Genomic DNA, 26,374 nt, shown 5'->3' on the forward strand with positions numbered 1-26,374 from the left:
GGGCTATCCGCCTTCCTGCCGGCGGGCCAGATCCTGGAGGGTCATCTTGCGGCCCGCAATGCCGAGCTTGCGGCGTGCGTTCTGGATGATTTCGCGGATGTAGTGCACGCTCAGGTGCAGGTCGGCGGCGATGGTCTTGGGCGCCTGGCCGCGCACGTTGCGCAGGCACACGTCGAGCTCGCGCCGGGTGAGGGGCGTCAGGCCCGCATGGTCCTGCGACACGGTGCGGGGCAGATGGGCCTCCTGCCAGCGGTGCAGCGGGCCCGGCAGCTCGAACTTGGCCCGCTCGCATTCGGCCGAGGAAAACGGGGTGTCGTCCGTCAGCCGGTACAGCGTGGCCCAGGCCAGGCCGTAGCTGCTCTCCAGTCCGGCGAGCATGAAGTGGCGGATGCCGTGGCGCACCAGATAGTCGTGCACGATGGCGCGGCTCAGGTCGGCCGAGGCGCGTCGACCCGCTGGAGACAGAGACGCTGCATCCGGTTCGGCGGGAGCGTAGTCGGCCGTGGAGACGGCCTGGGGCTCCCAGGGACAGTCCAGAAAGAACTGGGCCACCGAGTCATGCCGGGCGACGGCGTCGTATTCGGCGACGAAGCTGGCGGGGAACCCCTGGAGGTGCAGGATGTCGTCGATGTGCACCAGGCCCTCGCAGGTGCGGTGTCCCCGGCCGATGAGCAGGGCATCGAAGGGAATGCGGCCGGCAATGGCGTGGACAACGGGAGCGAGCATGCGGTCAATCGAAAGAAGAATTTCGCCAGGTGTGATGGATTCAAGTGTAAGTATGAAGCGGTCAATGCCATCAGGCATTGAAACATTTTGCATCGATCTGTGAAATGAGACTTCCACGGCACGCCTGCCTGGGTGCCACGCCGTGGTGCGCCTGCATGATATGCGGCGGTGCAGCATGGGTGTGCAGGGGCTTTCCCGCAGCGCAGGGCGGGAAGGGCGCCCGAAGGCGGTCAGGGCCGTGCGCCCAAGCCCAGAAAGCCCATCACCTGCGGCAAGTGCCGTGCGTAGTCGCTGATCGCATGGTCGCCGCCGGGCAGCACATGCAGCTCGGCCCGGGCATGGCGCGCTGCCATTTCGCGCCAGTCGAGCACTTCGTCGCCCTGGCAGATGAGGGCACAGGCCGGCGCCAGCGTGCCTTCGGCCGCGCGACGGTGCTCGTCTGCGCGGGTCTCCCGGTCGATGGTCTGCAGCTCCCCGATGTATGCGGGCTGGAAGTAGAAGCGCTCCTCGGGCGCGTGCCAGAAGGTCTGTTCCCCCAGGTAGCGGGCGAGGTCGCGGGCCGGATCGACGGCGGGGTTGAGCAGCACCGCCCGCCATCTGCGCCGCGCTGCCAGGGCGGCGGCATAGAAGCCTCCCAGCGAGGAGCCCATGACGGCGCTGTGCGGCTGCGGCCAGTCGGCCGTGGCCGCGAGCAGCTGGGCCATGGCCTCGGCAGGCGACGGGGGGAGCTGGGGGCACAGCCACGTCACGTCGGGGTGGTGGCGTTGCATCCAGTCATGCGTCAGGGTGGCCTTGGCCGAGCGGGGCGAGGAGCGGAACCCGTGCAGGTACAGCACATGGGTGATGTCGGGCAACGCGGTCACGGGGGCTGCCATGCTCATGCCCAGGGCCAGTGCTTGTGGGCGCGGTTGCCCGGCGGACGTGAGAAGCCGAGCTTCCACTGCTGCACGGTGGTGGCCGGCAGGCCCAGGGGCAGACGCAGGAGGCGGCGATCCCGAGCCACCAGCGCCGTGACTTCGCGCAGGCCGGAGGGGCCGGGCGGAGGCAGCAGGGCCTCCACGTCGGCCAGTGTGGCCACGCGCCACGCGCCATGGCTGCCGGGCAGGGGGTCGGGCAGCTCCACTCCGAGCCACTCGTCGCCCGGTGCCATGCCGGCGGCTTCGGCCACGCCCCCGCGCAGCACGGTCTGGATCTGGATGCCGGCCGGGCCTTCCTGACAGCGCAGGCCCCACTGGCGCGGCAGCGACGCCGCGCTGCGCAGAATCCGCACGCCGTGCAGGGAGAGCAGCTTCTCGACCGGCAGTTCGGCCGTGCCGTGGACCCACTGGCGCAGTTCGCGCGCGAAGCTGCGGCCGCCCACGGTTTCCAGCGCGTCGGCCACGTCGGCTTCGGTGAGGCCCTTCTGCGTGTGGCCCTGCGGGCAGCAGCGCTGCCAGAGCAGGCGCATCACGTCGTCGAGCGAGGCATGGCCTTCCTCGCGCAGGGTGAGGTCCAGGCACAGGGCGACCAGGGCGCCCTTGGTGTAGTAGCTCACGGTGGCGTTGGGGGTGTGCTCGTCCGGGCGGTAGTACTTGATCCAGGCATCGCGGCTGGCATCGGCCACGCTCTGCACATGGCGCCCGGGGGTGGCGCGCACCTGCTCGATGGCGCGATCGAGCTGGCGCAGGTAGGTGGCCGCGTCGATGCAGCCGGCGCGCAGCAGGAGCAGGTCGTCGTAGTAGCTCGTGATGCCCTCGAAGAACCACAGCAAGCTGGTGTAGTTTTCCTGCGTGTAGTCGTAGGGCAGCAGATCGGCCGGGCGCAGGCGCTTGACGTTCCAGGCGTGGAAATACTCGTGGCTGATGAGCCCGAGCAGGGTGGTGTAGTCGTCGCCGGGGCGCACGCCGGGTCGCGGCAGAGTCTTGCGGCTGGCAATCAGGGCCGTGCTGGCGCTGTGCTCCAACCCGCCGTAGCCGTCCTGCACGGTGTGGAGCAGGAACAGGTAATGGTCGAAGGGAGCCATGTCGGGCGAGGGCTGGGCATCGGCGTCCGGGGGCGTGCCGCCGTGCCAGAACCGCATTTCTGCCTCGCAGATGCGGCGCGTATCGGCGAGCAGGCGGTCAGCATCGAACGAGGGCGGCGGCTGGCTGATGACGAGACGGTGGGGAATGCCGTGGGCCGTGAAACTCCCGCTCCAGAAACTGCCCAGCTCCACGGGGCTGTCGGCCAGCGAGTCGTAGTCCGGGGCCGCATAGCATCCCAGGCCGCGGGCATCCACCTCCTGCGCCGGCAGGGCGGTGGCCAGCTCCCACCCGGCCGGGGCCTCGGTCAGGGCCAGGACGTGGGGCAGGTGGGCATGCCCCTCGGCCTGCACGCACACGGCAGCCGGGTTGAAAAAGCAGCGTTCGGCATCGAGCCAGGCGGCGCGCACCGAGGCATCGTGCGCATACACGACATAGTGCACCTCCAGCGGCACCCCGGCCCGGCAGCTGACCTGCCAGCGGTGCTTGTCGAGTGCCGTCACCGGGCAGGTGCGCCCACTCTGGCGGGCCGTCATGCCCTGCACGTGGCGGGCAAATTCGCGCACGAGGTAGCTGCCGGGAATCCAGACCGGCAGCATCAGCGTCTGGGTCGCCGATGGCTGCGCGATGGTGAGCGTGACCTGAAGCAGGTGCGTGTGCGGCTCGGGCAGGGCCACTGCATAGTGCAGGGCGGCGACAGCGGGCCCGGAGACCTGCGCGGAAGGGGAGGAGGGTGCAGACATGGGGCAAGAATACCCGACTTCCCTGCATCGAACTGCCGTCCCTGGCATGCACCCCGGGTGCAGAAACCGCAGGAACTCCATGCGGCGCACGGGGCTGTGGGGCGAGGGCTTACAGCGAGCCGGCAGCGCCCACCAGGCAGCTCAGCACGGCCACCACGGTGACGTGAAAGCGCAGGTTGATCCATTCGCTGAGCCCGGCGTGCTCCCAGGTGCGGTCGTCGACGACATAGCACAGCACGAACATGAAGGCCAGAAAGGGCAGTCCGGCCGAGGGCTCCATGAGCGCCCCGAACCAGCCGAAGAAAGCGGCCACGGCGCCCCAGATGAAGTGCAGCTTGGGCGCCTTGACGCCCGAGCGCAGCCCGATGCCCCAGTGCACGCCGCCCAGAAAGGACACCACGATGCCTGCATAGCTCGTCATGGCCACGGCCACGAACCCGTGCACTTCGTGATGCACCAGCCACATGAGGACAGCCATGCCCATCAGCGGGATGGTGCCCAGGTAGGTCATGGAGCGGATGAAGGTGCGACTGTGTTCTGGCAGCATGCCGAGGAGTTCCGGAAATCGGGCGGCGCTCACCCGGACAGAAGCTGCTGCCGGCGCCAGCGGAAGCCGATCCGGTGGAGGGGCCGCACGGTGCGGCGGTGGGCGTCAAAGGTTGACAATTTGCTGAATGAATTCAACCACGCCATTGTGGGACAAAAGCCGGGCAGCGGATCGTCCGGGGGCAGCCCCCCGCCAGAAAATCGTCAGAAACCAGTCCGGGGCTGGCGTTTATTTGCTTTCATCCAACAGTTTCTCGAGTTCTGCCGCCGGCACGGCTCCCGGCACCCGCTTGCCGTTGGGGAACACCAGCCCGGGCGTGCCGGTGATGTGGTGCTTCTGGCCAAAGGCCACATTGCGCGACAGTGCGGCAGTGTCGCAGGTGGCCTGGGCCGGGGCCACGCGGCGCAGCATCCAGTCGTCCCAGGCGCGGTTGCGGTCCCGTGCGCACCAGATGTTCTGCGACTTGGTGGCCGAGTCCGGCCCCAGGATCGGCATCAGGAAAGTATAGACGGTGACGTTGTTCACCTTGGCCAGCTCGGCCTCGAAACGGTGGCAGTAGGGACAGTTGGGGTCCTCGAACACCGCAAGCTGGCGCGCGCCGGTGCCGCGTTTGGTCACGATGGCATCTGTCAGGGGCAGGCTTTTGAAGTCGACGGCCGTGAGCGCGTCCACGCGGGCCTGGGTCAGGTCCTTGCGGGCGCGGGTGTCGAGCAGCGAGCCGCGGATGAGGTAGTCGCCCTTGGCATCGGTGTAGAAGATGTCGGCGTCGCCCACCCGCAGCTCGTAGAGCCCCGGCATGGGCGTGGAGCGGATTTCGTCGATGCGCGGGAGCTGGGGCACGCGCTCGGCCAGCGTCTGGCGCAGGGTGGCCTGCGTCTTGGCATCGAGTTCGGCGGCAGGGGCGTCGGTTGCCGTCGAGGCATCGCCCGCGGGCTTGTTGTGGCAGGCAGTGAGCAGCACGGCCGACAGGGCCAGTGCGGTGAGGCGGGGGAGGGCAATCATGGAAACCGACACGAAAGAAAAAGAGCCCCGGCACGCGCCGGGCAGAAGGAGTAGCCCCACGTGCCATTCCGCAGCCTTTCGGATTCGGATCTGCGCACGGAGCGGCAGCGGGGCGGCACAGGAGGGCATGAAATCGCGCGCGAGCTGGCAATGGGTGCATCGAGAAATGGATCACCCATCAGTCCACGACAGGATGTGGACACACGGTCTGCGCCCGCACAGCCATGTCATACCTGCACCACTGTACCCCATTCGCAGGGGGGATCTGTTGCGCGGTTCGCCGCGCGGTCGCCTGCGGGGGCAGGCCAACGGCAGGGCGTGGCCTCAGCCCATGGCGCGCCGGGCGATGAACTGCTTGAGCGGGCCGCTGCGGTCGAACAGGGAGAGTCCCAGATTGCGCAGCTGGCGTGCTGCGCCGCTGTTGTGGGCAAAAAGCTGCTGGATGCCGTCCATGCCCGCCACCAGCGGGGCGATTTCGGCCTTGCGGGTGCGCTCGTACTGGCGCAGCAGGTGCATGTCGCCCGGGCCCCGCCAGTAGGGCCGTTCGCCGACCAGCGCGCCCAGCAGCTCTGCATCCGCGAGGCCGAGGTTCAGCCCCTGGCCCGCCAGCGGATGCACGCTGTGCGCGGCATCTCCGGCCAGCACCCAGCTGCCGGCAGCCTTGCCGTCCGCTGCCGTGCGCAGGCCTGCCCAGCGCCGGGCCAGACCCAGCTGCAGCGGCCATGCCATGCGGCGCGCCACGGACACCACGTCCGGCGCCGCAGCCGTGGCCGCAGCGGCGGAGGAACCATCCGCTTCCGGCAGCAGGTGGGAGGCCAGCTGCAGCGCGGCGGCAAATCCGTCGTCATCGAGTGCCAGCAGGTCGTCCACGCGCTCGCGGTCCACCGACCACACCACCGCCACCTCCTGCCCCTGCGGGCCGCCCAGCGGCAGAAAGGCCAGAATCTCGCCCATGCTGCCGGTGTGGCTGAACCACTGCCACGCCACCCCGCCATGCGGCGCATCGAGCGTGGCGCGGGTGGCAATGGCGGTCTGGCGGTAGGGCGTCACGTCGTAATCCACGCCCAGCTCGGCCCGGGTGGCGCTGTGCTTGCCCTCGCAGACCACCGTCAGCGCCGTGCGCACGCGGCCTGCCTCGTCGGCAGAGAGCACATCGAGCCCGCTCTGGTATTGGCAGGCCTGCTGCAGCATGTGCTCCAGCGCGGGCACGTCCACGATCCAGGTCATGGCGTGTTCGCCCATGGCCTCCGCCTCGAAGCGGGTATGGCCGCCGCCATCGCCTGTCACCCGCATCTCGCGCACGGGGGTGGCCAGCTCGGGTGCCGGCCAGCACTTCAGCCCAGCCAGCAGGCGCTGCGAGCGGTGGTTGAGCGCATAGGCGCGGATGTCGGGCAGGGAGCTGGCCGGAGCGGGCGACTCCACCAGTCCCACGCGCAGGCGGTGCCGGGCGAGCAGAAGGGCCAGCGTGCGGCCCACGATGCCGCTGCCGCGGATGCAGATGTCATAGGTGCTGTAAGCCATGGTGCCAGAGGGCGTCGCGCCGCCCCGCAGTTGAAAGGGATTCATTGTAGGACGCGCACCACCCGCTCCCCCTCCCCCCAGCATGCCCCCTTCGGTAAAATGCCGGATCAACCAGGCCCGCGAGCCGGGCCTCCTGCCGGGGCGTCCGGCCCCTGCATCGGCATGGCCCGGGTGGCTTCGGCTCCCGGCAGAGACCGTGCCGCCCGTGCGCCCCTTCCCGCCCGCGCCACTGCCCCCTCTTTTTCATCAGGAAATCTCCATGAGCCTCAAATGCGGCATCGTCGGCCTGCCCAACGTCGGCAAGTCCACCCTCTTCAACGCACTCACCAAGGCCGGCATCGCCGCCGAGAACTACCCCTTCTGCACCATCGAGCCCAACGTCGGCGTGGTGGAAGTGCCCGATCCCCGCCTGCAGCAGCTCGCAGACATCATCCACCCCGAGCGCATCGTGCCCGCCATCGTCGAGTTCGTGGACATCGCGGGTCTGGTGGCCGGCGCCAGCAAGGGCGAAGGTCTGGGCAACCAGTTCCTGGCCCACATCCGCGAAACCGATGCCATCGTCAACGTCGTGCGCTGCTTCGAGGACCCCAACGTGATCCACGTTGCCGGCAAGGTCGACCCCATCGCCGACATCGAAGTCATCCAGACCGAGCTGTGCCTCGCCGATCTGGGCACCGTCGAAAAGACCCTGCAGCGCTCCATCAAGGCCGCCAAGAGCGGCAACGACAAGGAAGCCGCCGCCATGGTCAAGGTGCTCGAACTCGTGCAGGCCGGCCTGCTCGAAGGCCGCCCCGCGCGCATCCTGTCGCTCACCGACGAACAGAAGGCCCTGCTCAAGCCGCTGTGCCTCATCACCGCCAAGCCCGCCATGTTCGTCGGCAACGTGGCCGAGGACGGCTTCGAGAACAACCCCCTGCTCGACCGCCTGCGCGACTTCGCCAAGGCCCACGGAGATGCCCCCGTCGTGGCCATCTGCGCCAAGATCGAGGCCGAACTCGCCGAAATGAGCGACGAAGACCGTATCCTCTTCCTGCAGGAACTCGGCCAGGACGAACCCGGTCTCAACCGCCTCATCCGTGCCGGCTTCCGCCTGCTCGGCCTGCAGACCTACTTCACCGCCGGCGTCAAGGAAGTCCGCGCCTGGACCATCCCCATCGGCGCAACCGCTCCCCAGGCCGCCGGCGTCATCCACGGCGACTTCGAGCGCGGCTTCATCCGAGCCCAGACCATCGCCTTCGAAGACTTCATCCAGTGCAAGGGCGAACAGGGCGCCAAGGACGCCGGCAAGATGCGCGCCGAAGGCAAGGACTACATCGTCAAGGATGGGGATGTGATGAACTTTTTGTTCAATGTGTGATTCGAGCAAACCATTTCAGGCGATTGCACATGCTTACAGGTGCATCACTGAAAACGACGCAAAGCCCCGTGGATACGGGGCTTTTTCATTTCAACTCGTTGCATGCAACGACGCTTGATAGCGCTGCGCAAGTGAATATGGGCGTGTATATGGATCTTGCACCGGACTGATGAAGGTGTACCAATGAGGACTTTCCGACACCCCAGCCGCCCGATACGCCAATCGAAATGGGTTGTCCGTTCGCCTGCTGCAGAAGCTTTGCGCAGGCATCAGCAACAACGCCGAAATTCAAGTAGTCCGTGGTTGTTTCGTTGTCATGCCACATGTGCTCCCCCCTGAAAATCGAGTGCTTATAGTTGCCCGCCTACACCTTTGAACTTCTCAACAAAGGCAGCGATCTTCTGGAAGACAGTCTGCTTCTTGGTCAGAAATTGCGGGTTCAATGGGCTCATCTTGGGCAGCACGGCGTTGAGCTCGGTGCCGTTCTCGCTGGCAAACTCGCGCTTGAGTGATGTGGTGATGTATCGCTTGGCGGCCTCAGCGTTGAGGTTCTCAGTGTCGATCAACTCCTGCACTTCGCGCTGCTGCTCCGCTTGAGCAAACTTGAAGAACGCATCGATCACGCTGGCCTTATCGCCGATCTGGTCGAGATCAGTCTGGTTGATGAAGTCGACCACCAGACTCTCCTTGGCGCGCTGGCCGAGACTGGCACGTATCACGCGCCGCATTTCCTCCACCAGCTCTGCCTTGCTCTTGATCTTCTTGTTGTGCTCGAAGATCAGCTCCAGGATGTAATCCAGATTGATCTCCTGCGAAGTGAGCAGATCCACCTCAAAGACCACGTCATCCCAGTCGATAGTCGATTTTGCCGTGTCGGCTGAGGATTTTTCCCGGCGCAGCCAGTCGCGCACATCGTTGTAGGTCGAGCGATAGTCCTGAATCTTCCGTTCGGCAGGCATGGTGATGGCCTGCAGGGCGGCCAGATCGGCATCGTCCAGATAGTGCTGGGCCTTGAACGCCTCCACTGCCGCAGGGTCGTTCAGGTCGACGGCTTGCATGGCCTTCAGGCTGGCGAACTCGTCGAAGTTCTGCAGCACGTTTTCCACGCGCAGATATTCCCCGAACAGCTTCACGAAAGCTTTCTTGTCAGCCTCCTTTTCAATGGCAGCGGGGTCTGGAAAGCGCGTTTCCAGCTCTTTCACCACCTCCTCAAAGCCTCGCCTCGCCTCGCCGGTGGTTACATCGGTGAAGCCTTCCATATATTCCCGGTAGCTTTTTTCCAGCACCACGTTTCTGGTGTGCTTGTCACCGAACAGGGTGATGGCATCGATGGTCGCCTGCTCCAGGTCGCGGAAGGTGACGATGTTGCCGAAGGTCTTGGTGGCGTCGAAGATGCGGTTGGTGCGCGAGTAAGCCTGCATCAGGCCATGGAAGCGCAGGTTTTTGTCGACAAACAGCGTGTTGAGCGTGGGGGCATCAAAGCCGGTCAGGAACATGCCTACCACGATCAGCAGGTCGACCTCCTTGGCCTTCACCTGCTTGGCCAGATCGCGGTAGTAGTTCTGGAAGCCGTTGCTGTCCACGCTGAAGTTGGTCTTGAACAGCGCGTTGTAGTCGGCAATGGCCGCGCTCAGGAACTCCTTGGCACTGCTGTTCATGGCAGACACATCAAAACTCTCGTCCTGGATGTCGCCAATCGCGTCCTGCTCTTCGTTGGCGGCGAACGAGAAGATGGTCGCCACTTTCAGCGGCTTTTGGCTGCTCTTTTGCAGTTCCCGGAAGCACTCGTAGTACAGCTTGGCAGCATCCACACTGCTTACGGCAAACATGGCGTTGAAGCCCTTGTTGCCCGCATGCAGGCGGTGGGTCTTCTGCCGGAAGTTGTTCAGAATGTACTGGGTGACCTCGCGGATGCGATCCGGGTGCAGCAGGGCCTGCTTGTTCTCGGCTGCGCTCAGTTTCTTCTCGTCCTTCTCGGTCTCGATGGCCTTGAACTGTGGGCGCACATCGTTGTAGTCCACCTTGAACTTCAGCACCTTCTCGTCACGGATGGCATCGGTGATTACATAGGAATGCAGCTCACGGCCGAACACGCTGGCCGTGGTCTCTGCGCCCAACGCGTTCTCCGGGAAGATGGGCGTGCCGGTGAAGCCGAACTGGCAGAACTTCTTGAACTTCTTCTTCAGGTTCTTCTGGGCTTCGCCAAACTGACTGCGGTGGCACTCATCGAAGATGAAGACCACCTGCTTGCCGTAGATGGGCAAGTCGGCCTCGCTCTTCATCAGGTTGTTGAGCTTCTGGATGGTGGTGACGACGATCTTGTTGTCGTCCTTCTCCAGATTGCGCTTCAGGCCTGCCGTGCTGTCCGAGCCATTCACGCTGTCCGGCGAGAACCGTTGGTATTCCTTCATGGTCTGGTAGTCCAGATCCTTCCGGTCCACCACGAAGAATACCTTGTCGATGAAGTCCAGCTCGGTGGCCAGGCGCGCCGCCTTGAAGCTGGTCAGCGTCTTGCCGCTGCCGGTGGTGTGCCAGATGAAGCCACCACTTTCCGTCTTGCTCCAGTTTTTGGCCTGATGGCTGCTCTTGATCTTCCACAGAATGCGTTCCGTGGCCGCGATCTGGTAGGGGCGCATCACCAGCAGCGTGTTGCTGACGTCAAACACCGAGTAGTGCAGCAGCACGTTGAGCAGCGTGTGTTTCTGAAAGAAGGTGGCCGTGAAGTCCTTCAGGTCCTTGATCAGCGTGTTGTCCGCCTTCGCCCAGTTCATGGTGAAGTCGAAGCTGTTCTTGTTGCGCGCCGTGGTGTTGGCAAAGTAGCGGCTGTCGGTGCCGTTGGAGATCACGAACAGCTGCAAATACTTGAACAGGGAATGCTCGCTGTTGAAGCTCTCCTTGCTGTAACGGTGCACCTGGTTAAACGCCTCGCGAATGGCCACGCCGCGCTTCTTCAATTCCACCTGCACCAGCGGCAGGCCATTGACCAGAATCGTCACGTCATAGCGGTTGGCGTGGCTGCCGGTCTGCTCAAACTGTTTGATCACCTGCACTTTGTTGCGGGCGATGTTCTTCTTGTCCAGCAGGTAGATGTTATGGATGCGGCCGTCGTCAAAGACAAAATCGTGGATGTAGTCGTCGTGAATCTTGCGGGTTTTCTCGACGATGCCATCACTGGGTTTATCCAGCCAAGTCTCGACAAAACGCAGCCACTCGCCATCCAAAAACTGCACCTTGTTCAAGGCTTCAAGCTGCACGCGCACATTGGCCAGTAGCTTTTCTGGCGTGTTCAGGCTGGGCAGGTATTCGTAGCCCTGATTGACCAGATCTTGGATAAGCTCGTGCTCCAGATCGCCTTCGCTCTGGTAGCCCTCCGCCACCTTCCAGTCCGGGTTGTATTTGTCCAGAACGATGAAATGCTTGGATTCGGCGATGGTTTTGTAATCCGTCATTGTTTCGCGCCCTTGTTTTTCAGCAGTTTTTTCACGGCGCGATCAAAATCCGATTCGATGCGTTGCTGTTTGTTGAACTTCTCGTACTCGGCCATGGCCTTGGCGTCGGCCTGCTGGCGTCGGCCTGCTGGCGCTGGACGCAGCCATAGCCCTCCAAAATTCGGTACTCATTGAAGGCCAGGAATTTGTCCACGCTGTCGGCAAAGCCTTCCATGGTGAAGGTATTGCGCCGCTCGATGATGCCTTCGATGTAATCGAAAAATGCCGCAACCGCCCGTTCTAGTTTTTTGATGTCGGCTTCAGCCAGGTAGTTTTTCGCCACCAGCACATCGGATTTCAAGACCCGCCCATCCGGTGCGTTTTTGTACGTCTTCAAGCCCATCAGTGGTTTGCCGGCGTCGGCATTCAGGGCAATGAGCTCTGCGGACGTGTGGCCGGTAATCGCGTAGTGGAATTTGTCTTGCACATGGGCGTAGAACAGGCGCGTGGTTTCCGACTTCGGGTCGTAGTCGATGCTGCACTCGGCGAAAATGTCGGTGATCTGCTGATAGATTCGCCGCTCGCTGGCGCGGATGGATCGCACCCGCTCCAGCAGTTCGCGAAAGTAGTCCTTGCCAAAGTAGCGGCCATTTTTCAGGCGCTCATCATCCATGGCAAAGCCTTTGATGATGTATTGCCGGATCAGTGCGGTGGCCCAGATGCGGAACTGCGTGGCCTGCGCCGAGTTCACCCGGTAGCCGACGGAAATCACCGCATCCAGGTTGTAGTACTTCACCCGCTGAACCTGGGTCAGGCCGTCGATCGCGCCGTGGGCAGTGGTATGTTCCAAAATGGAACTGACCACATCTTCCTGCAACTCATTGCTTTCAAAGATGTTTTTCAGGTGCTTGGTGATGGCCGGGCGCTGCACGCCGAACAGTTGGGCCATCCGTTCCTGCGTCAGCCAGATGCTTTCATCGCGCAGCAGCACCTCCACCTTGATCGCGCCATTCGGGGCGGTGTAGAGCAGGAATTCCGTGGTTTGGTCGTGCAATGTGAGCGGGTGTTTAGGCATGGCTGTGTCCCTTTACGCACCGGCGGCCAAAGCGGTTTCTGGCTTGGGGAAGCTCAGCAGCAAGTCGCGGTAATACTCGTACTGCTTTTGGCGCAATTCGATTTCGCGCGGCAGGCCTTCGGTCAGTGAGTTGGCCAGCGCGTCGAATTTATCGAGAACAGATACGATGCGACGCTGCTCATCAATATGAGGTATTGGGATTCGAAAGGAAAATAGCTTCTTACTGTCAATTGATGCGACTGACCCCCCTGTTTTTCTTGCAACCCGAAGAATTTCTTCGCCTCGCGAACTAATTATATGCGCTATATATCCAGGTAGGGTATCGCTATTAGGTGTTACCGCCTTCATATCCTGGTTAAGAGTAACCGGAACTGGAATTAGCGCACTCGGCAATTTTTTATCCAAGATACTTGAGCGAACGACAATTGCAATAGAGTTGGCTGGCACCAGCTTTGTTGAAGAATTTTTAATGGCCTCCTCAGTTATGTAATCTTCCGAGGAGTCAACAATTGGATTTCCCATGTCTTTAGGCGAAACCCATGGAATAGTGCCATTTTCCCAAAATTCACTTTGGCTTTTCGAGGGTGTGCCGCCACCGTACCAAGTACCAATTTCTCCCAACGCCTTCCACTCGACTTCGTCATCGTCAAAACTCAACAACTGATCCCTATAGTGGTTGTATTGTTTTTTGCGGGCGGTCAGCTCGGCGGTCAGCTCGGCGGTCAGCTCGGCGGTCAGCTCGGTGAAGGCGTCCAGGATGCGGACGATTTCGGCTTGGATTTCAAGGGATTTTTTGGGATTGTCTGGGCAGGGGATGGGGACAAGGATCTTCCTGAAGCGTTCCTTTGAAACATTGAAACGGGTCACGCCACTTGCGGTCTTGGCAATCTCAAGCCGCATCGATCTGCTTCTAAACAAGTATTTGGAAAACTCCGGTGCAAGTGGGACGCCCGCATGCAACCTGACACCAAATGAAAAGCTATTTAGATAAACCTTGCCGTCAAGCTTGGTTGTGATAGCCGATGACATGCCGACCTCATCGGCGGTTTCGGATGACCCCGTGAACAAGATATCGCCATACCTAACTTCGTGCTGACTTTCTGATTCCGAAACCTTCACAGACTCAAGTGATGAAAAGTCCACCTCGATGTTTGAGAATATATTTTTGTAGGTAACGAATTTTGAGTTTCCGCCATCGAAGTCGGATTTGTTTTTACCAGTGAGACCACCATATATCTCCCCCAGATCCCCCAGCGGCGTCCACTGGATGGCAACGCCGGCCAGCAGCCTGTCCAAGAAGTTCACGCAGCTCATGCCTCCAGCTCCCCGCCTTCAATTTCCGCCACGATGGCATCGATGTCCTTGCGCAGTTTGTCGATTTTGGCCAAGGTGGTCTTCAACTCGGCATTGAGCTGGGCAATGTCCACCACTTCGCGGTTGTCCTTGGCTTCCACATAGCTGCTGACCGACAGGTTGTAGTCGTTGGCGGCCACCTTCTCATAGGGCGCACACAGGGCAAAGTAATCCACATTCGCCTTGCTGTCGAACACGGCCATGATCTGGTCGATGTGCGCGTCCAGCAGCACGTTGTTGTTGGTCTCTTTCTTGAACAGGCCGCTGGCGTCGATGAACTGGGTGGTGGTGTCGGTCTTGTGCTTGGACAGCACCAGGATGTTCACCGCGATGGTGGTGCCGTAGAACAGGTTGGGCGCCAGCGAGATCACGGTTTCCACGTAGTTGTTGTCCACCAGGTACCGGCGAATCTTCTGCTCGGCCCCGCCCCGGTAGAAGATGCCCGGGAAGCAGACGATGGCCGCGCGGCCCTTGCTGGAGAGGTAGCTGAGCGCGTGCAGCACAAAAGCAAAGTCGGCCTTGGATTTGGGCGCGAGCACGCCGGCGGGGGCAAAGCGGTCGTCATTGATCAGCGTGGGGTCGTCGCTGCCAATCCACTTCACCGAGTACGGGGGGTTGGAGACGATGGCGTCAAAGGGCTTGTCGTAGGCGAACTGCGGGTCTTCCAGCGTGTCGCCGAGCTGGATGTTGAACTTGTCGTAGTTCACGTTGTGCAAGAACATGTTCATCCGCGCCAGGTTGTACGTGGTGTGGTTGATTTCTTGCCCAAAGAAGCCTTCTTCGATGATGTGATCGTCAAACTGCTTCTTGGCCTGCAGCAGCAGCGAGCCCGAGCCGCAAGCCGGGTCGTAGATCTTGTTGATGCTGGACTGGCCGTGCATCGCCAGCTGCGCAATCAGTTTGGAGACCTGCTGTGGTGTGAAGAACTCGCCACCTGATTTGCCCGCGTTGGCGGCGTAGTTGGAGATGAGGAATTCGTAGGCATCGCCGAACAGGTCGATGTGGCTGGCATCGAAGCCGCCGAAGTCCAGTTCCGCCACGCGTTTGAGCACTTTGGACAGACGATCGTTCTTGTCCTTGACGGTGTTGCCCAGGCGGTTGCTGGTGGTGTCGAAATCTGCGAACAGGCCTTTGATGTCCTGCTCGGAGGGATAGCCGTTGGCCGAGGCTTCAATGGCCTTGAAGATATGGGCCAGGTCGGTGTTCAGGCGTTCGTTGGTGTTGGCATTGGCCGCCACGTTGACGAAGAGCTGGCTGGGGTAGATGAAGTAGCCCTTGGTCTTGATGGCATCGTCTTTGGCAGCCGCGATGTTCGGATCCCTGTCTGCCATGGCGGCGTAATTGACAGCAGGGTCGCCGCCGGTGATGTAGTCGATGAAGTTCTCGCTGATGAAGCGATAGAACAGGGTGCCCAGCACGTATTGCTTGAAGTCCCACCCATCGACGGCACCGCGGACGTCATTGGCGATATCCCAGATCTTGCGCTGTAGGGCGGCGCGTTGTTCGTTGCTTGTCATCTTGAAAGTCCAGTTTTGATTCGTTGGGTCCGGCTCAGGCTCGATGCTTGAACTGGAGGAAATGGGTTGTTACGGCAAAAGGGCCGGGTTCTATCTCCCTGCTTTCTTCGTTTTGGGTTGATAGAAATCCTTGCGCCTTCAGGCGGTTGCCGACGTATCGCCCGGCTTCTATCACCCATCTATCGGCGATAGCGCGCAGGTTGTCCGATAGGCTGTTCATGCCACCGCCCAGTATCGCCGCCAGCGGTTGTTGCCCTCAAAGCGGACTTCCCCGCGATCGATCAGCTCTTCCAGCGCGCGCTTGACTTGCTTGGGATGGATTTCGCCGCCGACGCGCTGGTGGATGCCAGCCCTTGAGCTGGAAGATGCGTTGCACCGTGTTCTTGTTCATGCCCAGCAGATGCGCCACGGTACGGTAGCCCAACGACGGGTGTTCTTCAATCAGGGCCTTGATCGGCTCGGCCAGTTGCTCCTGCGCCTTGGGCGGAGATTTGACGCTGCGGTCATACAGCGTGCGCCGCGGCAGATCAAAGCAGCGGCACAACTTGACCAGGCTGACCGAATAGCCCTCTGCGGCCAGTCCCTGCTGCACGTCGAGGATCATTTCTCGTCCTCGTCGCCCAGCAGGGACGCCAATTTTTTTCGGGCACGCAGCTCCAGCATGGCTTCGCCATAGGCCTCCTGCAAGTCACTGAGCTTCTTCTCGTACAACTGGCGCACATCCAACGGGTTGGTGCGCAGCGCGTTTTCCATGCCGCGTTTGCCCTCATCCACCCACTGTTGCAGCTCAGACGCAGGCAGATCGAAGGCCCGGCTGGCCTCGGCCACCGTGGTCTTGCCCTGAATGATCTCCAGCACCAGCGCTGTCTTGCGCTTGGCCGTCCAGCGCTTGATTTCGTCTTCCATCAAGGTACTCATCGTTGTCTTCCTTTCGCGATAATACCTGTGCAGGATTTCAGTGGGTCAATACAGCAGTCCGTGCATATAGCTCAACCCTGCAGCCTTGCACTGGCCGTCGTAAACATGCCGCTGCTGGATGTAGGTCTTGTGCGCGGGGATAAGCGAGCAGACTTAGCCCAGCTGATGTGTTTCGTCTAGCACCGCATGGCTGCTCTGGCATCGTGATCGGCATGTGGCGCTAGCAGGGATGAATGCGCCTGCGGGGAGCCAAACGAGTGCGCGAGCCCCCAGAGACGAGCGCAAAAAAGCCACGGCAAAAATGCAGCAGCGCGAACGAATCTCGCATCACGAAAACCGCCCGACGCCCGCTGCCTTATCCGGCTCGGTGGCTTGGGTTTTGCAGACTTTTCTTCAAAAGATCTGGGCGCAACAGCTTATTTACCCCAGCACTTCCTGCACCCGTTCCGCCGGGCGGCAGATGAGGGCCTGGGTGGGGGTGACGACGACGGGGCGTTGCAGCAGGATGGGGTGCTGGGCCATGAAGTCGAGGAGTTCGTCTTCGGTCCACTTGGGATTGCCGAGGTCGAGTTCGGCGTAGGGGGTGCCTTTTTCGCGGAGCATGTCGCGCACGGGCAGGCCCAGGCGGGTGGCAAGGGCGCGCAGGGCGGCGTGGTCGGGCGGGGTCTTGAGGTATTCGATGACCTGCGGCTGCAGGCCGGCGGCGCGCAGGGCGTCGAGCACCTTGCGCGAGGTGCTGCACTTGGGGTTGTGGTAGATGGTGACGGGGGTGGTGGAGTCCATGGTGGGGTGGTTCCTGCTGGGGTGGAGTTGTACGGGAATGGGAATGGCGACACATGCGGGCGGCGGGGCGCGCCGGCCAGGTACGCGCAGAGCTGCCGGACGACGGCGCTGGCGGGCAAGGAGAACACCACACCGCCCTGCGGCGCGTAGAGCGCAACACGCGCGCAGTACGCAGGGGCTCGGGGCGCCGGGCGACAGGAGAATGGCAAGGCCCACGGCTGGCGCTGGCGTGTTCGCCGCGCTGGCTGCCGGGCGCTTCGTGCCCTTGTGCGTGTCTGTTTCTGCCGCTCCCAGCCTTTCCCTTTTACCGGGAGAGAGCTTCCTGCCAGTAGCGCTCGCTACTGTACTGGCTTTTGAGAAAGTCGATCCACAGGCGCAGGCGCAAGGGGAGGTGCTTGCGCTGGGCAAAGACAGCGTAGATGCCGTTGGGGGGCGCGGCATAGTCGTCCAGAACCGATTCGAGCCGGCCTTCGCGGATGTCGTGCGCGACTTCCCAGGTGCTGCGCCAGGCGATGCCGTGGCCGGCCAGACACCACTCGTGCAGCACCTGCCCGTCGCTGCAGTCCAGGGGGCCGCTGGGCTTGATGTGGAGCAGGGCGCCGTGTTCCATGAAGGCCCAGCCCCGCGTCTGCGAGGCTTCGCTGCTGAGGGTGAGGCAGTGCCAGCGCCGGCTGTCGAGCAGGTCCTGGGGATGGACGGGGCGGCCGTGGCGGCGCAGGTAGGTGGGCGTGGCCACGCACAGGCGCCGGTTGTCGGCCAGCCGGGTGCTGACGAGGGAGGAGTCCGGCAGGTCGCCCACGCGCACGGCGCAGTCGAAGCCTTCGGCTGCGAGGTCGACCACGCGGTCGCTCAGATTGAGCGAGATGCGCACTTCGGGATGCAGCTCATGGAACCGGGGCACCAGCGGGGCGACGTGCCGGCGGCCAAAGCCGGCCGGGGCGGTGAGGCGGAGCTGGCCGCTCGCGCGCACGCTGCCGGCGCTGACGGCGGCTTCCATGTTGGCGATGTCGCCCAGAATGCGCACGCTTTCTTCGAGGAAGGCGGCGCCTTCGTGCGTGAGCGAGATGCGCCGCGTGGTGCGCACCAGGAGCTTGACGCCGAGCCGGGCCTCCAGCGCGTCGAGGCGGCGGCCGACCATGGCGGCCGCGACGCCCTCGGACTGGGCGGCTGCGGTGAGGCTGCCGCGCTGGGCGACGGCCACGAAGGTTTCGATCTGTTTGAGCTTGTCCACGGCGGGGCGGGCTGGGCAGGGAGGTGGCGGGCCGGACACTCTGCCACGGAGGCAGTGGCGAGGCCAGTGCCCGCAGGGGCACGCATCTTACTGTAGCGGCGAAAGCCGCCGCGCAGGCAGCAGGACGTTCTGGACAGTTGACCTGCGGCAAGTCCCGGCTGGAATGTGAGGATTTGTCAGCGATGGTAAGGCGATGCAGGAGCCACTGCGGGCGGTGCAGGCTCTGGCGCTGCGGTGGCCCGGTGCGACTCTGGGCTGCCGGCGGCGAAGGGCAGGGGGCCGCGTGGGGCATGGACAGGGGCTGGCACGGAGGTGCCCAGAGGGAGATCACTGCCAAGATGGCATGGCTCGTGCTTGGCTCTGGGACATGTGACTGCAGGCGATGCCGGGCTCCCGTGCGGGAGCCGGTGCCGCAGGTGGGGGATTGCACTTGTGACAGGGTGTGGTCTTTGTGTCAGGTCGTTGAAACTCCTTGGTTACACTCGGAACATGTCTTCGCTGGAACTGGTTCTCGTTTATTTGCTCGCAGCGGTGCTCGGAGTGGTTGTCTTCCGGAGCATCAAGCTGCCGCCCATGCTCGGCTATCTGGCCGTGGGGGCCGTCATCGGCCCGCACATGCTCGGCATGGTGCACAGCAACAAGCGCATCGACCATCTGGCGGAGTTCGGCGTGGTGCTGCTGATGTTCGTGATCGGGCTGGAGTTCAGCCTCTCCAAGCTGCGGGCCATGAAGCGCCACGTGTTCGGGCTGGGGGCGGTGCAGGTGGGGGCGACCATGCTGCTGTCCATGCTGATCATGTTTGCCCTGCGCTGGCTCATGCCCTCGCTCTGGAAGCTGTCGTGGCAGGGGTCGCTGGCGCTGGCGGCGGTGCTGGCCATGAGCAGTACCGCCATCGTGGTGAAGATGATGGCAGAGCGGCTGGAGCTCGATACCGAATACGGCAAGCGGGTGCTCGGGGTGCTGCTGTTCCAGGATCTGGCGGTGGTGCCGCTGCTGATCCTGATTCCGGCACTGGGCGCGCGCGACGAGGACATGGGCATGGAGCTGCTCATCGCCATGGGCAAGGCGGTGGTGCTCATCGCGGTGCTGCTCTACGGCGGGCAGCGCATCATGCGGCGCTGGCTCTTCATTGTGGCGCGGCGCAAGAGCAACGAGCTGTTCATGCTCAACCTGCTGCTGATCGCCCTGGGGCTGGCGTGGCTCACGGAGCAGGCGGGCCTGAGCCTGGCGCTGGGAGCCTTCATTGCGGGCATGCTGATCTCGGAGACGCCGTACAAGTACCAGGTCGAGTCCGACATCCGGCCCTTCCATGACCTGCTGCTGGGGCTGTTCTTCATCACCATCGGCATGATGCTCGACTGGCACCAGATCGTGCGGCACTGGCAGTGGGTGCTGTTTCTGGTGACGGTGCCGGTGCTGTTCAAGCTCGTGGTGGTGTGGGTGAGCGCGTATGTGCTGGGCGCCAGCAACGGCGTGGCGCTGCGCACGGGCCTGTATCTGGCGCAGGCCGGGGAGTTCGGCTTTGTGCTGCTCAATCTGGCGCTGCACAGCGGGCTGGTGCCCACGCCACTGTTCAATGCCGTGCTGGCGAGCATGGTGCTGTCGATGATTGCCACGCCCTTCATCATCATGCACAGCAACCGCATCGTGCTGCGGCTGGTCAACAGCGAGTGGATGCATGAATCCCTCAAGATGACCACCATGGCCCGCCAGAGCATGGACCGGCGGGGGCACGTGGTCATCTGCGGCTACGGGCGCACCGGCAGCGCGCTCGGCCAGCTGCTCGACCAGGAGTCCATTCCGCACGTGGCGATCGACCTCGATCCCGAGCGTGTGCGGCAGGCCAACAACCAGGGCGACAGCGTGCTGTACGGCGATGCCACCCGGCCCAACACGCTGCAGGCGGCCGGGGTGTCGCGGGCCAGCGCCATTGTGATCACCATGGGAGATACGGCCACCACCTTCCATCTGCTCGATCAGCTGCGTGCCCAGGCGCCCAGCGTGCCCGTGATCGTGCGCACCCATGACGACCGCCAGCTCGACGACCTGCGCGAGGCCGGCGCCACCGAGGTGGTGCCCGAGGCGCTGGAAGGCACGCTCATGCTGGCGAGTCACACCCTGGCGCTCATGGGCGTGCCGGTGCGCCGCGTGCTGCGGGCCGTGCAGAACCAGCGCGGACAGCGCTACCGGCTGCTGCGCGGCTACTTCCGCAACGCCGAGGAGTTCATGAACGACGAGGACGCCGAGAATCTGGAGCGCCTGTCCACGCTGGTGCTCGATCCTGCGTCCTGCGCCGTGGGGCAGACGTTTGCGCAGATCCAGCCCACTCTGGCCGCCCAGAGCGTCACGCTGGTGAGCCTGCGCCGGGCCTCCGGCAGCTCGCTGGTGCCGCGCAGCGAGATGGTGCTGGCTCCCGGCGACACGCTGGTGATGAGCGGCCGCCAGCAGGAGCTGCAGACGGTCGTCGCGATGTTCTCCCGCCCCACCGACCACTGAGCGGCCGCTACCGCATGGGCAGGGCGACGCCGCAGGGCTGGCGGCGCGGGGCAGGGAAGGAGCCGGTCGCAATGCGGTACAGTTTCCCCTGCACACACTCCACCGGGATGCCGCCATGATCGCTTCTTCCACCGCAGACTTTCTGCGCAGCCGTATTCGCACCGTGCCCGACTGGCCGGCGCCCGGCGTGCAGTTCCGCGACATCACGCCGCTGCTGCAGGATGCCCGCGCCTACCGCGTGCTGGTCGATGCCTTCGTGCACCGCTACCTCGATCCTGCCCTGCGGCCCGACGTGGTGGCCGGGCTCGATGCGCGCGGCTTCATTCTGGGGGCCGTGGTGGCCTACGAGCTCAACGTGGGCTTCGTGCCGATCCGCAAGCAGGGCAAGCTGCCCTACGACACGGTGATGGAAACCTACGACCTCGAATACGGCAGCGCCAGCGTGGAGCTGCATGTCGATGCCGTGCAGCAGGGGCAGCGCGTGTTGCTGATGGACGACCTGATCGCAACTGGCGGCACCATGCTGGCGGGCCTGCGCCTGCTGCAGAAGGTGGGTGCCGAGGTGGTCGAAGGGGCCGCCATCATCGACCTGCCCGACCTGGGCGGCAGCCGTCGCATCCGCGAGGCAGGCCTGCCGCTGTATACGCTGCTCGACTTCGCGGGCGAATGACCGGCTCCCCGCAGGGGGCATGGAACCAGGCCGGGGCCGGGCCAGAGTCCGCCGGGAGGGGCTACATCCCCTTACCAGATGGCAGGAACCGCAGGGGCCATCCCGTGCTCCAATCCGGCATCTCTTTCACAAGCGAGACTGTCATGCGCATTGCATTCCTTCCTCTTGCACGCCGTGGGGCGTGTGCTTCGTCTGCCGGGACCGGGCCTGCGCTCGGGCGTATCGGTGGGCTGGTGGCCCTGTCTGCGGCGCTGCTCGGTGGCTGTGCGGTCTATGTGCCTGGGCAGCGCGTGGTGACTGAAGGCGGCGTGGTGGTGGGCTCGGCTCCGCCGCCCATGGTGCAGGAAACCGTCACCGTGCAGCCGTCCATCGGCATGGTCTGGATTCCCGGCCTCTGGTTCTGGGACGGCGGAAACTATCGCTGGCGCGGCGGTCACTGGGCGCATCCGCCTGCCGGATACAGCCGCTGGGCTCCCGGCGCGTGGCATGCCGCACCCGGCGGTCACGTCTGGCATGCCGGCGGCTGGCGTCGCTGAGCCGGCAGACTCCATGGCTCCCGCCCGGGGGCGCTCTTCTCCCTCGGTTGCGAGGGAGGGGAGAACGACAAAGGCCCACCTTGCGATGGGCCTTTGTCGTATCTGGGGCATTCGCGCGCGCCCCGGCATGGGGCGCGTCGTGCGTGGCCTCAGGCGGTCTGCTGCGGCGTGCCCGAGCGGATCAGGTAGTCGAACGCCGAGAGCGAAGCCTTGGCGCCTTCGCCCATGGCGATGATGATCTGCTTGTAGGGCTCACTGGTGCAGTCGCCCGCAGCGAACACGCCCGGCACACTGGTGCGGTCGTGGTCGTCCACCACGATCTCGCCCATGCGGTTGAGCTCCAGCGTACCCTTGAGCCATTCGGTGTTGGGCAGCAGGCCGATCTGCACGAAGATGCCGGCCACGGCCAGTTCGTGCGCCTCGCCGGTGGTGCGGTCCTGGTAGCGCAGGGCCTGCACCGACTTACCGTTGCCTACCACCTCGGTGGTCTGCACATGGGTCAGGATGTCCACGTTGGGCAGACTGCGCAGCTTGGCCTGCAGCACGGCGTCTGCCTTCATCTCGGGCATGAACTCGAACAGCGTCACATGGTCCACGATGCCGGCGAGGTCAATGGCGGCCTCGACGCCGGAGTTGCCTCCGCCGACCACGGCCACTTTCTTGCCCTTGAACAGCGGACCATCGCAGTGCGGGCAGAAGGCCACCCCCTTGGTCTTGTACTCGGACTCGCCGGGGATGCGCATTTCGCGCCAGTGCGCCCCTGTGGCCAGAATGATGGCCTTGCCCTGCAGGGTGGCGCCGTTTTCCAGCGTGACCTGGGCCAGCGCGCCCGGCTGCGGGGCCGGTGCGAGGGCCGTGACGCGCTGCACGTTCATCACGTCCACGTCGTACTGCTTGACGTGTTCTTCCAGACCGGCCACCAGCTTGGGGCCGTCGGTTTCCTTGACCGAGATGAAGTTCTCGATGGCCAGCGTGTCGAGCACCTGGCCGCCGAAGCGCTCGGCCACGATGCCGGTGCGCAGCCCCTTGCGGGCCGCATAGATGGCGGCGGCACTGCCGGCCGGCCCACCCCCTACGATCAGGACGTCATACGGCGCCTTGGCGCTGAGCTTCTCGGCATCGCGGACTCCGGCGTTCCGGTCGATCAGACCGATGATCTCGTCGACGCCCATGCGGCCGTTGGCGATCATCTTGCCGTCGAGGTAGAGCGTGGGCACCGCCATGATCTGCAGCTCGTCCACTTCCTTCTGGAACAGGCCGCCGTCGATCACCGTCACACGCACCTTGGGGTTGTACACGGCCATGAGGGTGAGGGCCTGCACCACGTCCGGGCAGTTGTGGCAGGACAGGCTCATGTACACCTTGAAGTCGTAGGTGTCGGGCAGCGCACGGATCTTCTCGATCGTGCCGGGTTCCACCTTGGGCGGGTGGCCACCGGTCCACAGCAGCGCCAGCACCAGCGAGGTGAATTCGTGGCCCAGTGGAATGGCGGCGAACGTGAGGTGCTGTTCGCCGTCCTGCCTGGTCAGGGTGAACGAGGGGCGGCGGGTGGCCGTGCCGTCGAGCCACAGCGTGATGCGGTCGCTCATGCCGGCGATTTCCGTCAGCAGTTCGCGCATCCGGCGCGAGCCGTCGTCCGTGCCGAGCGAGGCGGTCAGGGTGATGGGGCGGCGCAGAAGGGTCAGATATTGACGCAGCTGGGCAGCGAGGTCCTGTTCAAGCATGATGTGCTCCTTCATGGGGAAGGGCCGGGGCCCTTCGGATGGCAGGGGAGATGCGGACGAACCCGGCACACGGCCGGGCCACGGACGCATCCGTGGAAGTAACGGGCATGAAAAAGGCCTGCTCACACTCCTTGCTGGAGGCAAACCGAATACTGCCGGGCCTCCGGGGAGGTGCCCATGCGTGTTTTCAGCAGGAGTGTGAGCAGGCCCTTGTCCCGGACCGGCGGCGCCGCCAGCCTGGGAAAGGGAGTCCGGCCCGGCGGCCTGTGCCGCATGCAGTGCGCGCGGTGCAGGGTGCCGGTGCCGGCAGGCGAGATCAGATCTTGCCGACCAGGTCCAGGGACGGGGTCAGGGTCTTGTCGCCTTCCTTCCACTTGGCCGGGCAGACTTCGCCGGGGTGGTTGGCCACGTACTGGGCAGCCTTGACCTTGCGCAGCATTTCGCTGGCGTCACGGCCGATGCCGTTGTCATGGATTTCGCACAGCTTGATCTGGCCTTCGGGATTGATCAGGAAGGAGCCGCGCAGAGCCAGGCCTTCTTCCTCGATCATCACGCCGAAGTTGCGGGTGATGGTGCCGGTGGGATCGCCGAGCATGACGTACTGCACCTTCTTGATGGCTTCGGAGGTGTCATGCCATGCCTTGTGGGTGAAGTGGGTGTCGGTGGAGCAGGAGTAGACCTCGACGCCCAGCTTCTGGAACTCGGCATAGTGGTCGGCCAGGTCTTCCAGCTCGGTCGGGCACACGAAGGTGAAGTCGGCCGGGTAGAACACGAGGAGGGACCACTTGCCCTTGAGGGTTTCATGGGTCACTTCGAAGAAGTCCTTGCCAGCCTGGAAAGCCTGGGTCTTGAACGGCAGTACGGTGGTGTTGATGAGGGACATGGTTTCTCCTTGTTCAGGGTTGCAAAACGGATGAAGGGTCACGGAAGAGACCGTGCGCCACCCAGTGTGGCGCCGGCACCCTGCCGTAGTGTGACAGACCGTGTGTCCACGTGTCTGCCGCATGGGTTCCATGATAGCGGGGGCAGCGCGCAAGTCCATTTCTATTAATCTAATGGATCAATAGGCAAAGGCTATTCAGACGCATGGAAGGTGGGGGGTGCGGTTCGAACGGAAGATCAGGCCGGAGGAGGGAGAGGCGTGGTCGAGGCTTCGAGCGCCTTGAGGCGCCGGTACAGCGTGCGCTCGCTGATGCCCAGGGCGCGGGCCAGCTCGGTGCGGCGTCCGCGATGGGCATGCAGCGCCTGCACCAGCGCCTCTTCCTCGATGGCGCGCAGGCTGCGTGGCGGCGTGCCGGGGGCCAGAGCGGGCGGTGCGGATGCGGGCAGGGCACCCGGCAGGGACAGGGCTGCGCTGCCGAGGGAGAGGGGGCTGGGCTGGGGGGCGTCGGCGAGCAGGGCCTGTTGCAGAATGGCCGCCTCGATGGCATCTGCCTCGGTGAGCAGGGTGGCGCGTTCGAGCACGTTGCGCAGTTCGCGCACATTGCCCGGCCAGGGCTGGAGCTGGAGCAGGGCCATGGCCTGCGGGGTCAGGGAGAGCGGGCGCAGGGGAGCGATGCGCACGAGCAGCGAGCGGGCGATGAGCGGAATGTCCTCGGCGCGCTCGCGCAGCGGAGGCAGCCGGATCGGGAACGTGGCAAGCCGGTAGTAGAGGTCTTCGCGAAAGGTGCCGGCGGCCACCATGTCGCGCAGGTTGCGGTGGGTGGCTGCCACCACCCGCACGTCCACATGGCGCAGATCGGTGCTGCCCACGCGGCGATAGGTGCCGGCTTCGAGCAGACGCAGGAGCTTGACCTGCATGCCCAGCGGGATGTCGCCCACCTCATCGAGAAACAGCGTGCCGCCGTTGGCGGCTTCCACCAGACCGGGCTTGGCATGGGAGGCCCCCGTGAAGGCGCCTTTCTCGTGCCCGAACAGCTCGGACTCGAACAGGCTCTCGGCCAGGCTGGCGCAGTCGACCACCACGATGGGCTGCGTCTGGCGATGGCTGGCGGCGTGGATCGCGTGGGCCACCCCTTCCTTGCCCGTGCCCGATTCTCCCCGCAGCAGCACGCTGGCCTGCGACGGGGCCACGCGGGCCACCAGGTCGAGCATGTGCCGGAAGGCAGAGGATTCGCCCACCAGCGTGTGCTGGCCGGCCTGTCCCTGCGAGACGGGCAGGGTTTCCATCTTCTCGACGAAGAAGTGCAGCGCGCCCGAAGCGTCATGCAGGGGAACCAGCTCGATGCGCACATAGACCTTGCCATGAGGCGTATGGTGCAGGTGCAGCACCTGCTCGCGCTGGCGCGAGATGCGGGCCTGTGCGAGCGGGCAGGTCTCGCCGGCCTGGTCGCAGGGCATGGGGGAGTGGTGGGAGGCCTCATGGCAGCGCCGCCCGACCAGGGGCTTGCCGTCGCCGTACTGCCGGCGGTAGGCCGCATTGGCCGCCACGATGGTGTAGTGCCGGTCGCACACGATGTGTGGCTCGGGCATGCTTTCGAGATAGGCGATCAGGTTGTTGGGAATCTGCATGGAGCGTAATGGAGCACGGAAGGCGCCAGGGCCGGAGAAGGGGGTGTCGAGTGTCCCGCTGCTCCGGAGAGCCGCTTTTCCCCCGAGGGGGAGCGGCGGCTGGCAAAGTGATGACAGCAGCAAGGGCATTGCCTTGCATTCTTGCCGCTGTGCGCCATCTTGGCAAGATGGCTGCCAGATTGGCCGGAATTGACCGTCAATCTGTTTCATCCCTTCTTGTTTCTTGCTCCAAGTCA

Annotated in this window: 22 protein-coding genes and 1 pseudogene; 4 read left to right on the plus strand and 19 right to left on the minus strand. The window is 64.0% G+C overall.

Annotated features, from left to right (window positions below):
- Nucleotides 1-3 precede the first annotated feature (3 nt).
- From ACP2WS_RS05770 to ACP2WS_RS05795, 6 genes are all read right to left on the minus strand, one after another.
- Nucleotides 4-726: a helix-turn-helix transcriptional regulator gene (locus ACP2WS_RS05770; RefSeq protein WP_426459904.1), complete on the minus strand. Its 723-nt coding sequence runs from the start codon at nucleotides 724-726 to the stop codon at nucleotides 4-6.
- A 230-nt stretch (nucleotides 727-956) separates the two neighbouring features.
- Nucleotides 957-1,607, minus strand: a complete 651-nt coding sequence (locus ACP2WS_RS05775) for a YqiA/YcfP family alpha/beta fold hydrolase (RefSeq protein ID WP_426459905.1) — start codon at nucleotides 1,605-1,607, stop codon at nucleotides 957-959.
- Nucleotides 1,604-3,469, minus strand: a complete 1,866-nt coding sequence (locus tag ACP2WS_RS05780; protein ID WP_426459906.1) for a M61 family metallopeptidase — start codon at nucleotides 3,467-3,469, stop codon at nucleotides 1,604-1,606. The genes ACP2WS_RS05775 and ACP2WS_RS05780 overlap by 4 nt, the downstream gene beginning before the upstream one ends.
- Nucleotides 3,470-3,578: 109 nt before the next feature.
- A complete protein-coding gene (locus ACP2WS_RS05785; protein WP_374492007.1) occupies nucleotides 3,579-4,016 on the minus strand; it encodes a DUF3429 domain-containing protein in 438 nt (145 codons plus the stop codon).
- 228 nt (nucleotides 4,017-4,244) lie between these two features.
- On the minus strand, nucleotides 4,245-5,018 hold the full coding sequence (locus ACP2WS_RS05790; protein WP_426459907.1) for a DsbC family protein: 774 nt from the start codon (nucleotides 5,016-5,018) through the stop codon (nucleotides 4,245-4,247).
- 324 nt (nucleotides 5,019-5,342) lie between these two features.
- Nucleotides 5,343-6,539: an FAD-dependent monooxygenase gene (locus ACP2WS_RS05795; RefSeq protein WP_426459908.1), complete on the minus strand. Its 1,197-nt coding sequence runs from the start codon at nucleotides 6,537-6,539 to the stop codon at nucleotides 5,343-5,345.
- 259 nt (nucleotides 6,540-6,798) lie between these two features.
- Here ACP2WS_RS05795 and ychF point away from each other — a divergent pair, with 259 nt between their 5' ends.
- On the plus strand, nucleotides 6,799-7,896 hold the full coding sequence (gene ychF / locus ACP2WS_RS05800) for a redox-regulated ATPase YchF (protein WP_374492004.1): 1,098 nt from the start codon (nucleotides 6,799-6,801) through the stop codon (nucleotides 7,894-7,896).
- Between the two features lie 85 nt (nucleotides 7,897-7,981).
- On the opposite strand, the gene ACP2WS_RS05805 is transcribed toward ychF, so the two are convergent.
- From ACP2WS_RS05805 to ACP2WS_RS05850, 10 genes and pseudogenes are all read right to left on the minus strand, one after another.
- Nucleotides 7,982-8,221: a P-loop NTPase fold protein gene (locus ACP2WS_RS05805; RefSeq protein ID WP_426459910.1), complete on the minus strand. Its 240-nt coding sequence runs from the start codon at nucleotides 8,219-8,221 to the stop codon at nucleotides 7,982-7,984.
- 25 nt (nucleotides 8,222-8,246) lie between these two features.
- On the minus strand, nucleotides 8,247-11,345 hold the full coding sequence (locus ACP2WS_RS05810) for an HsdR family type I site-specific deoxyribonuclease (protein ID WP_426459911.1): 3,099 nt from the start codon (nucleotides 11,343-11,345) through the stop codon (nucleotides 8,247-8,249).
- 31 nt (nucleotides 11,346-11,376) lie between these two features.
- Nucleotides 11,377-12,399, minus strand: a complete 1,023-nt coding sequence (gene rhuM, locus ACP2WS_RS05815) for a RhuM family protein (protein ID WP_426459913.1) — start codon at nucleotides 12,397-12,399, stop codon at nucleotides 11,377-11,379.
- Between the two features lie 12 nt (nucleotides 12,400-12,411).
- Nucleotides 12,412-13,713, minus strand: a complete 1,302-nt coding sequence (locus tag ACP2WS_RS05820) for a restriction endonuclease subunit S (protein WP_426459914.1) — start codon at nucleotides 13,711-13,713, stop codon at nucleotides 12,412-12,414.
- Nucleotides 13,710-15,269: a type I restriction-modification system subunit M gene (locus ACP2WS_RS05825; RefSeq protein WP_426459915.1), complete on the minus strand. Its 1,560-nt coding sequence runs from the start codon at nucleotides 15,267-15,269 to the stop codon at nucleotides 13,710-13,712. The genes ACP2WS_RS05820 and ACP2WS_RS05825 overlap by 4 nt, the downstream gene beginning before the upstream one ends.
- 256 nt (nucleotides 15,270-15,525) lie before the next feature.
- On the minus strand, nucleotides 15,526-15,873 hold the full coding sequence (locus ACP2WS_RS05830; protein ID WP_426459917.1) for a hypothetical protein: 348 nt from the start codon (nucleotides 15,871-15,873) through the stop codon (nucleotides 15,526-15,528).
- A complete protein-coding gene (locus ACP2WS_RS05835) occupies nucleotides 15,870-16,187 on the minus strand; it encodes a DUF1153 domain-containing protein (RefSeq protein WP_426459918.1) in 318 nt (105 codons plus the stop codon). The genes ACP2WS_RS05830 and ACP2WS_RS05835 overlap by 4 nt, the downstream gene beginning before the upstream one ends.
- A gap of 54 nt (nucleotides 16,188-16,241) precedes the next feature.
- A pseudogene (locus ACP2WS_RS05840) lies at nucleotides 16,242-16,334 on the minus strand (integrase); the annotation flags it as partial.
- Nucleotides 16,335-16,607: 273 nt separating this feature from the next.
- Entirely contained in the window at nucleotides 16,608-16,970 is a 363-nt protein-coding gene (arsC, locus tag ACP2WS_RS05845) for an arsenate reductase (glutaredoxin) (protein ID WP_374491995.1), read from the minus strand.
- Between the two features lie 304 nt (nucleotides 16,971-17,274).
- Complete coding sequence (locus ACP2WS_RS05850) at nucleotides 17,275-18,201, minus strand: LysR family transcriptional regulator (protein ID WP_374491994.1); 927 nt, start codon at nucleotides 18,199-18,201, stop codon at nucleotides 17,275-17,277.
- Between the two features lie 489 nt (nucleotides 18,202-18,690).
- Between ACP2WS_RS05850 and ACP2WS_RS05855 the strand changes: the two genes are divergently transcribed.
- From ACP2WS_RS05855 to ACP2WS_RS05865, 3 genes are all read left to right on the plus strand, one after another.
- Nucleotides 18,691-20,697, plus strand: coding sequence for a cation:proton antiporter domain-containing protein (locus ACP2WS_RS05855; RefSeq protein WP_426459920.1), 2,007 nt, complete (start codon nucleotides 18,691-18,693; stop codon nucleotides 20,695-20,697).
- A 115-nt stretch (nucleotides 20,698-20,812) separates the two neighbouring features.
- A complete protein-coding gene (locus tag ACP2WS_RS05860) occupies nucleotides 20,813-21,367 on the plus strand; it encodes an adenine phosphoribosyltransferase (RefSeq protein ID WP_374491992.1) in 555 nt (184 codons plus the stop codon).
- Between the two features lie 143 nt (nucleotides 21,368-21,510).
- Entirely contained in the window at nucleotides 21,511-21,903 is a 393-nt protein-coding gene (locus tag ACP2WS_RS05865) for a hypothetical protein (protein ID WP_426459922.1), read from the plus strand.
- 149 nt (nucleotides 21,904-22,052) lie between these two features.
- Here ACP2WS_RS05865 and ahpF read toward each other — a convergent pair whose 3' ends face one another.
- From ahpF to ACP2WS_RS05880, 3 genes are all read right to left on the minus strand, one after another.
- The gene (gene ahpF / locus ACP2WS_RS05870) at nucleotides 22,053-23,627 is read right to left on the minus strand and encodes an alkyl hydroperoxide reductase subunit F (RefSeq protein WP_426459924.1); all 1,575 of its coding nucleotides are present in this window, start codon (nucleotides 23,625-23,627) and stop codon (nucleotides 22,053-22,055) included.
- A 316-nt stretch (nucleotides 23,628-23,943) separates the two neighbouring features.
- Nucleotides 23,944-24,510 (minus strand): alkyl hydroperoxide reductase subunit C, encoded by a 567-nt coding sequence (gene ahpC / locus ACP2WS_RS05875; protein WP_374491989.1) that lies wholly within the window; start codon nucleotides 24,508-24,510, stop codon nucleotides 23,944-23,946.
- 236 nt (nucleotides 24,511-24,746) lie between these two features.
- Nucleotides 24,747-26,138: a sigma-54 interaction domain-containing protein gene (locus ACP2WS_RS05880; RefSeq protein WP_426459926.1), complete on the minus strand. Its 1,392-nt coding sequence runs from the start codon at nucleotides 26,136-26,138 to the stop codon at nucleotides 24,747-24,749.
- Nucleotides 26,139-26,374 lie beyond the last annotated feature (236 nt).

Origin of the sequence: Brachymonas moutaii (nom. illeg.), from assembly GCF_049977365.1 — a bacterium.
Taxonomy (GTDB): domain Bacteria; phylum Pseudomonadota; class Gammaproteobacteria; order Burkholderiales; family Burkholderiaceae_C; genus Brachymonas.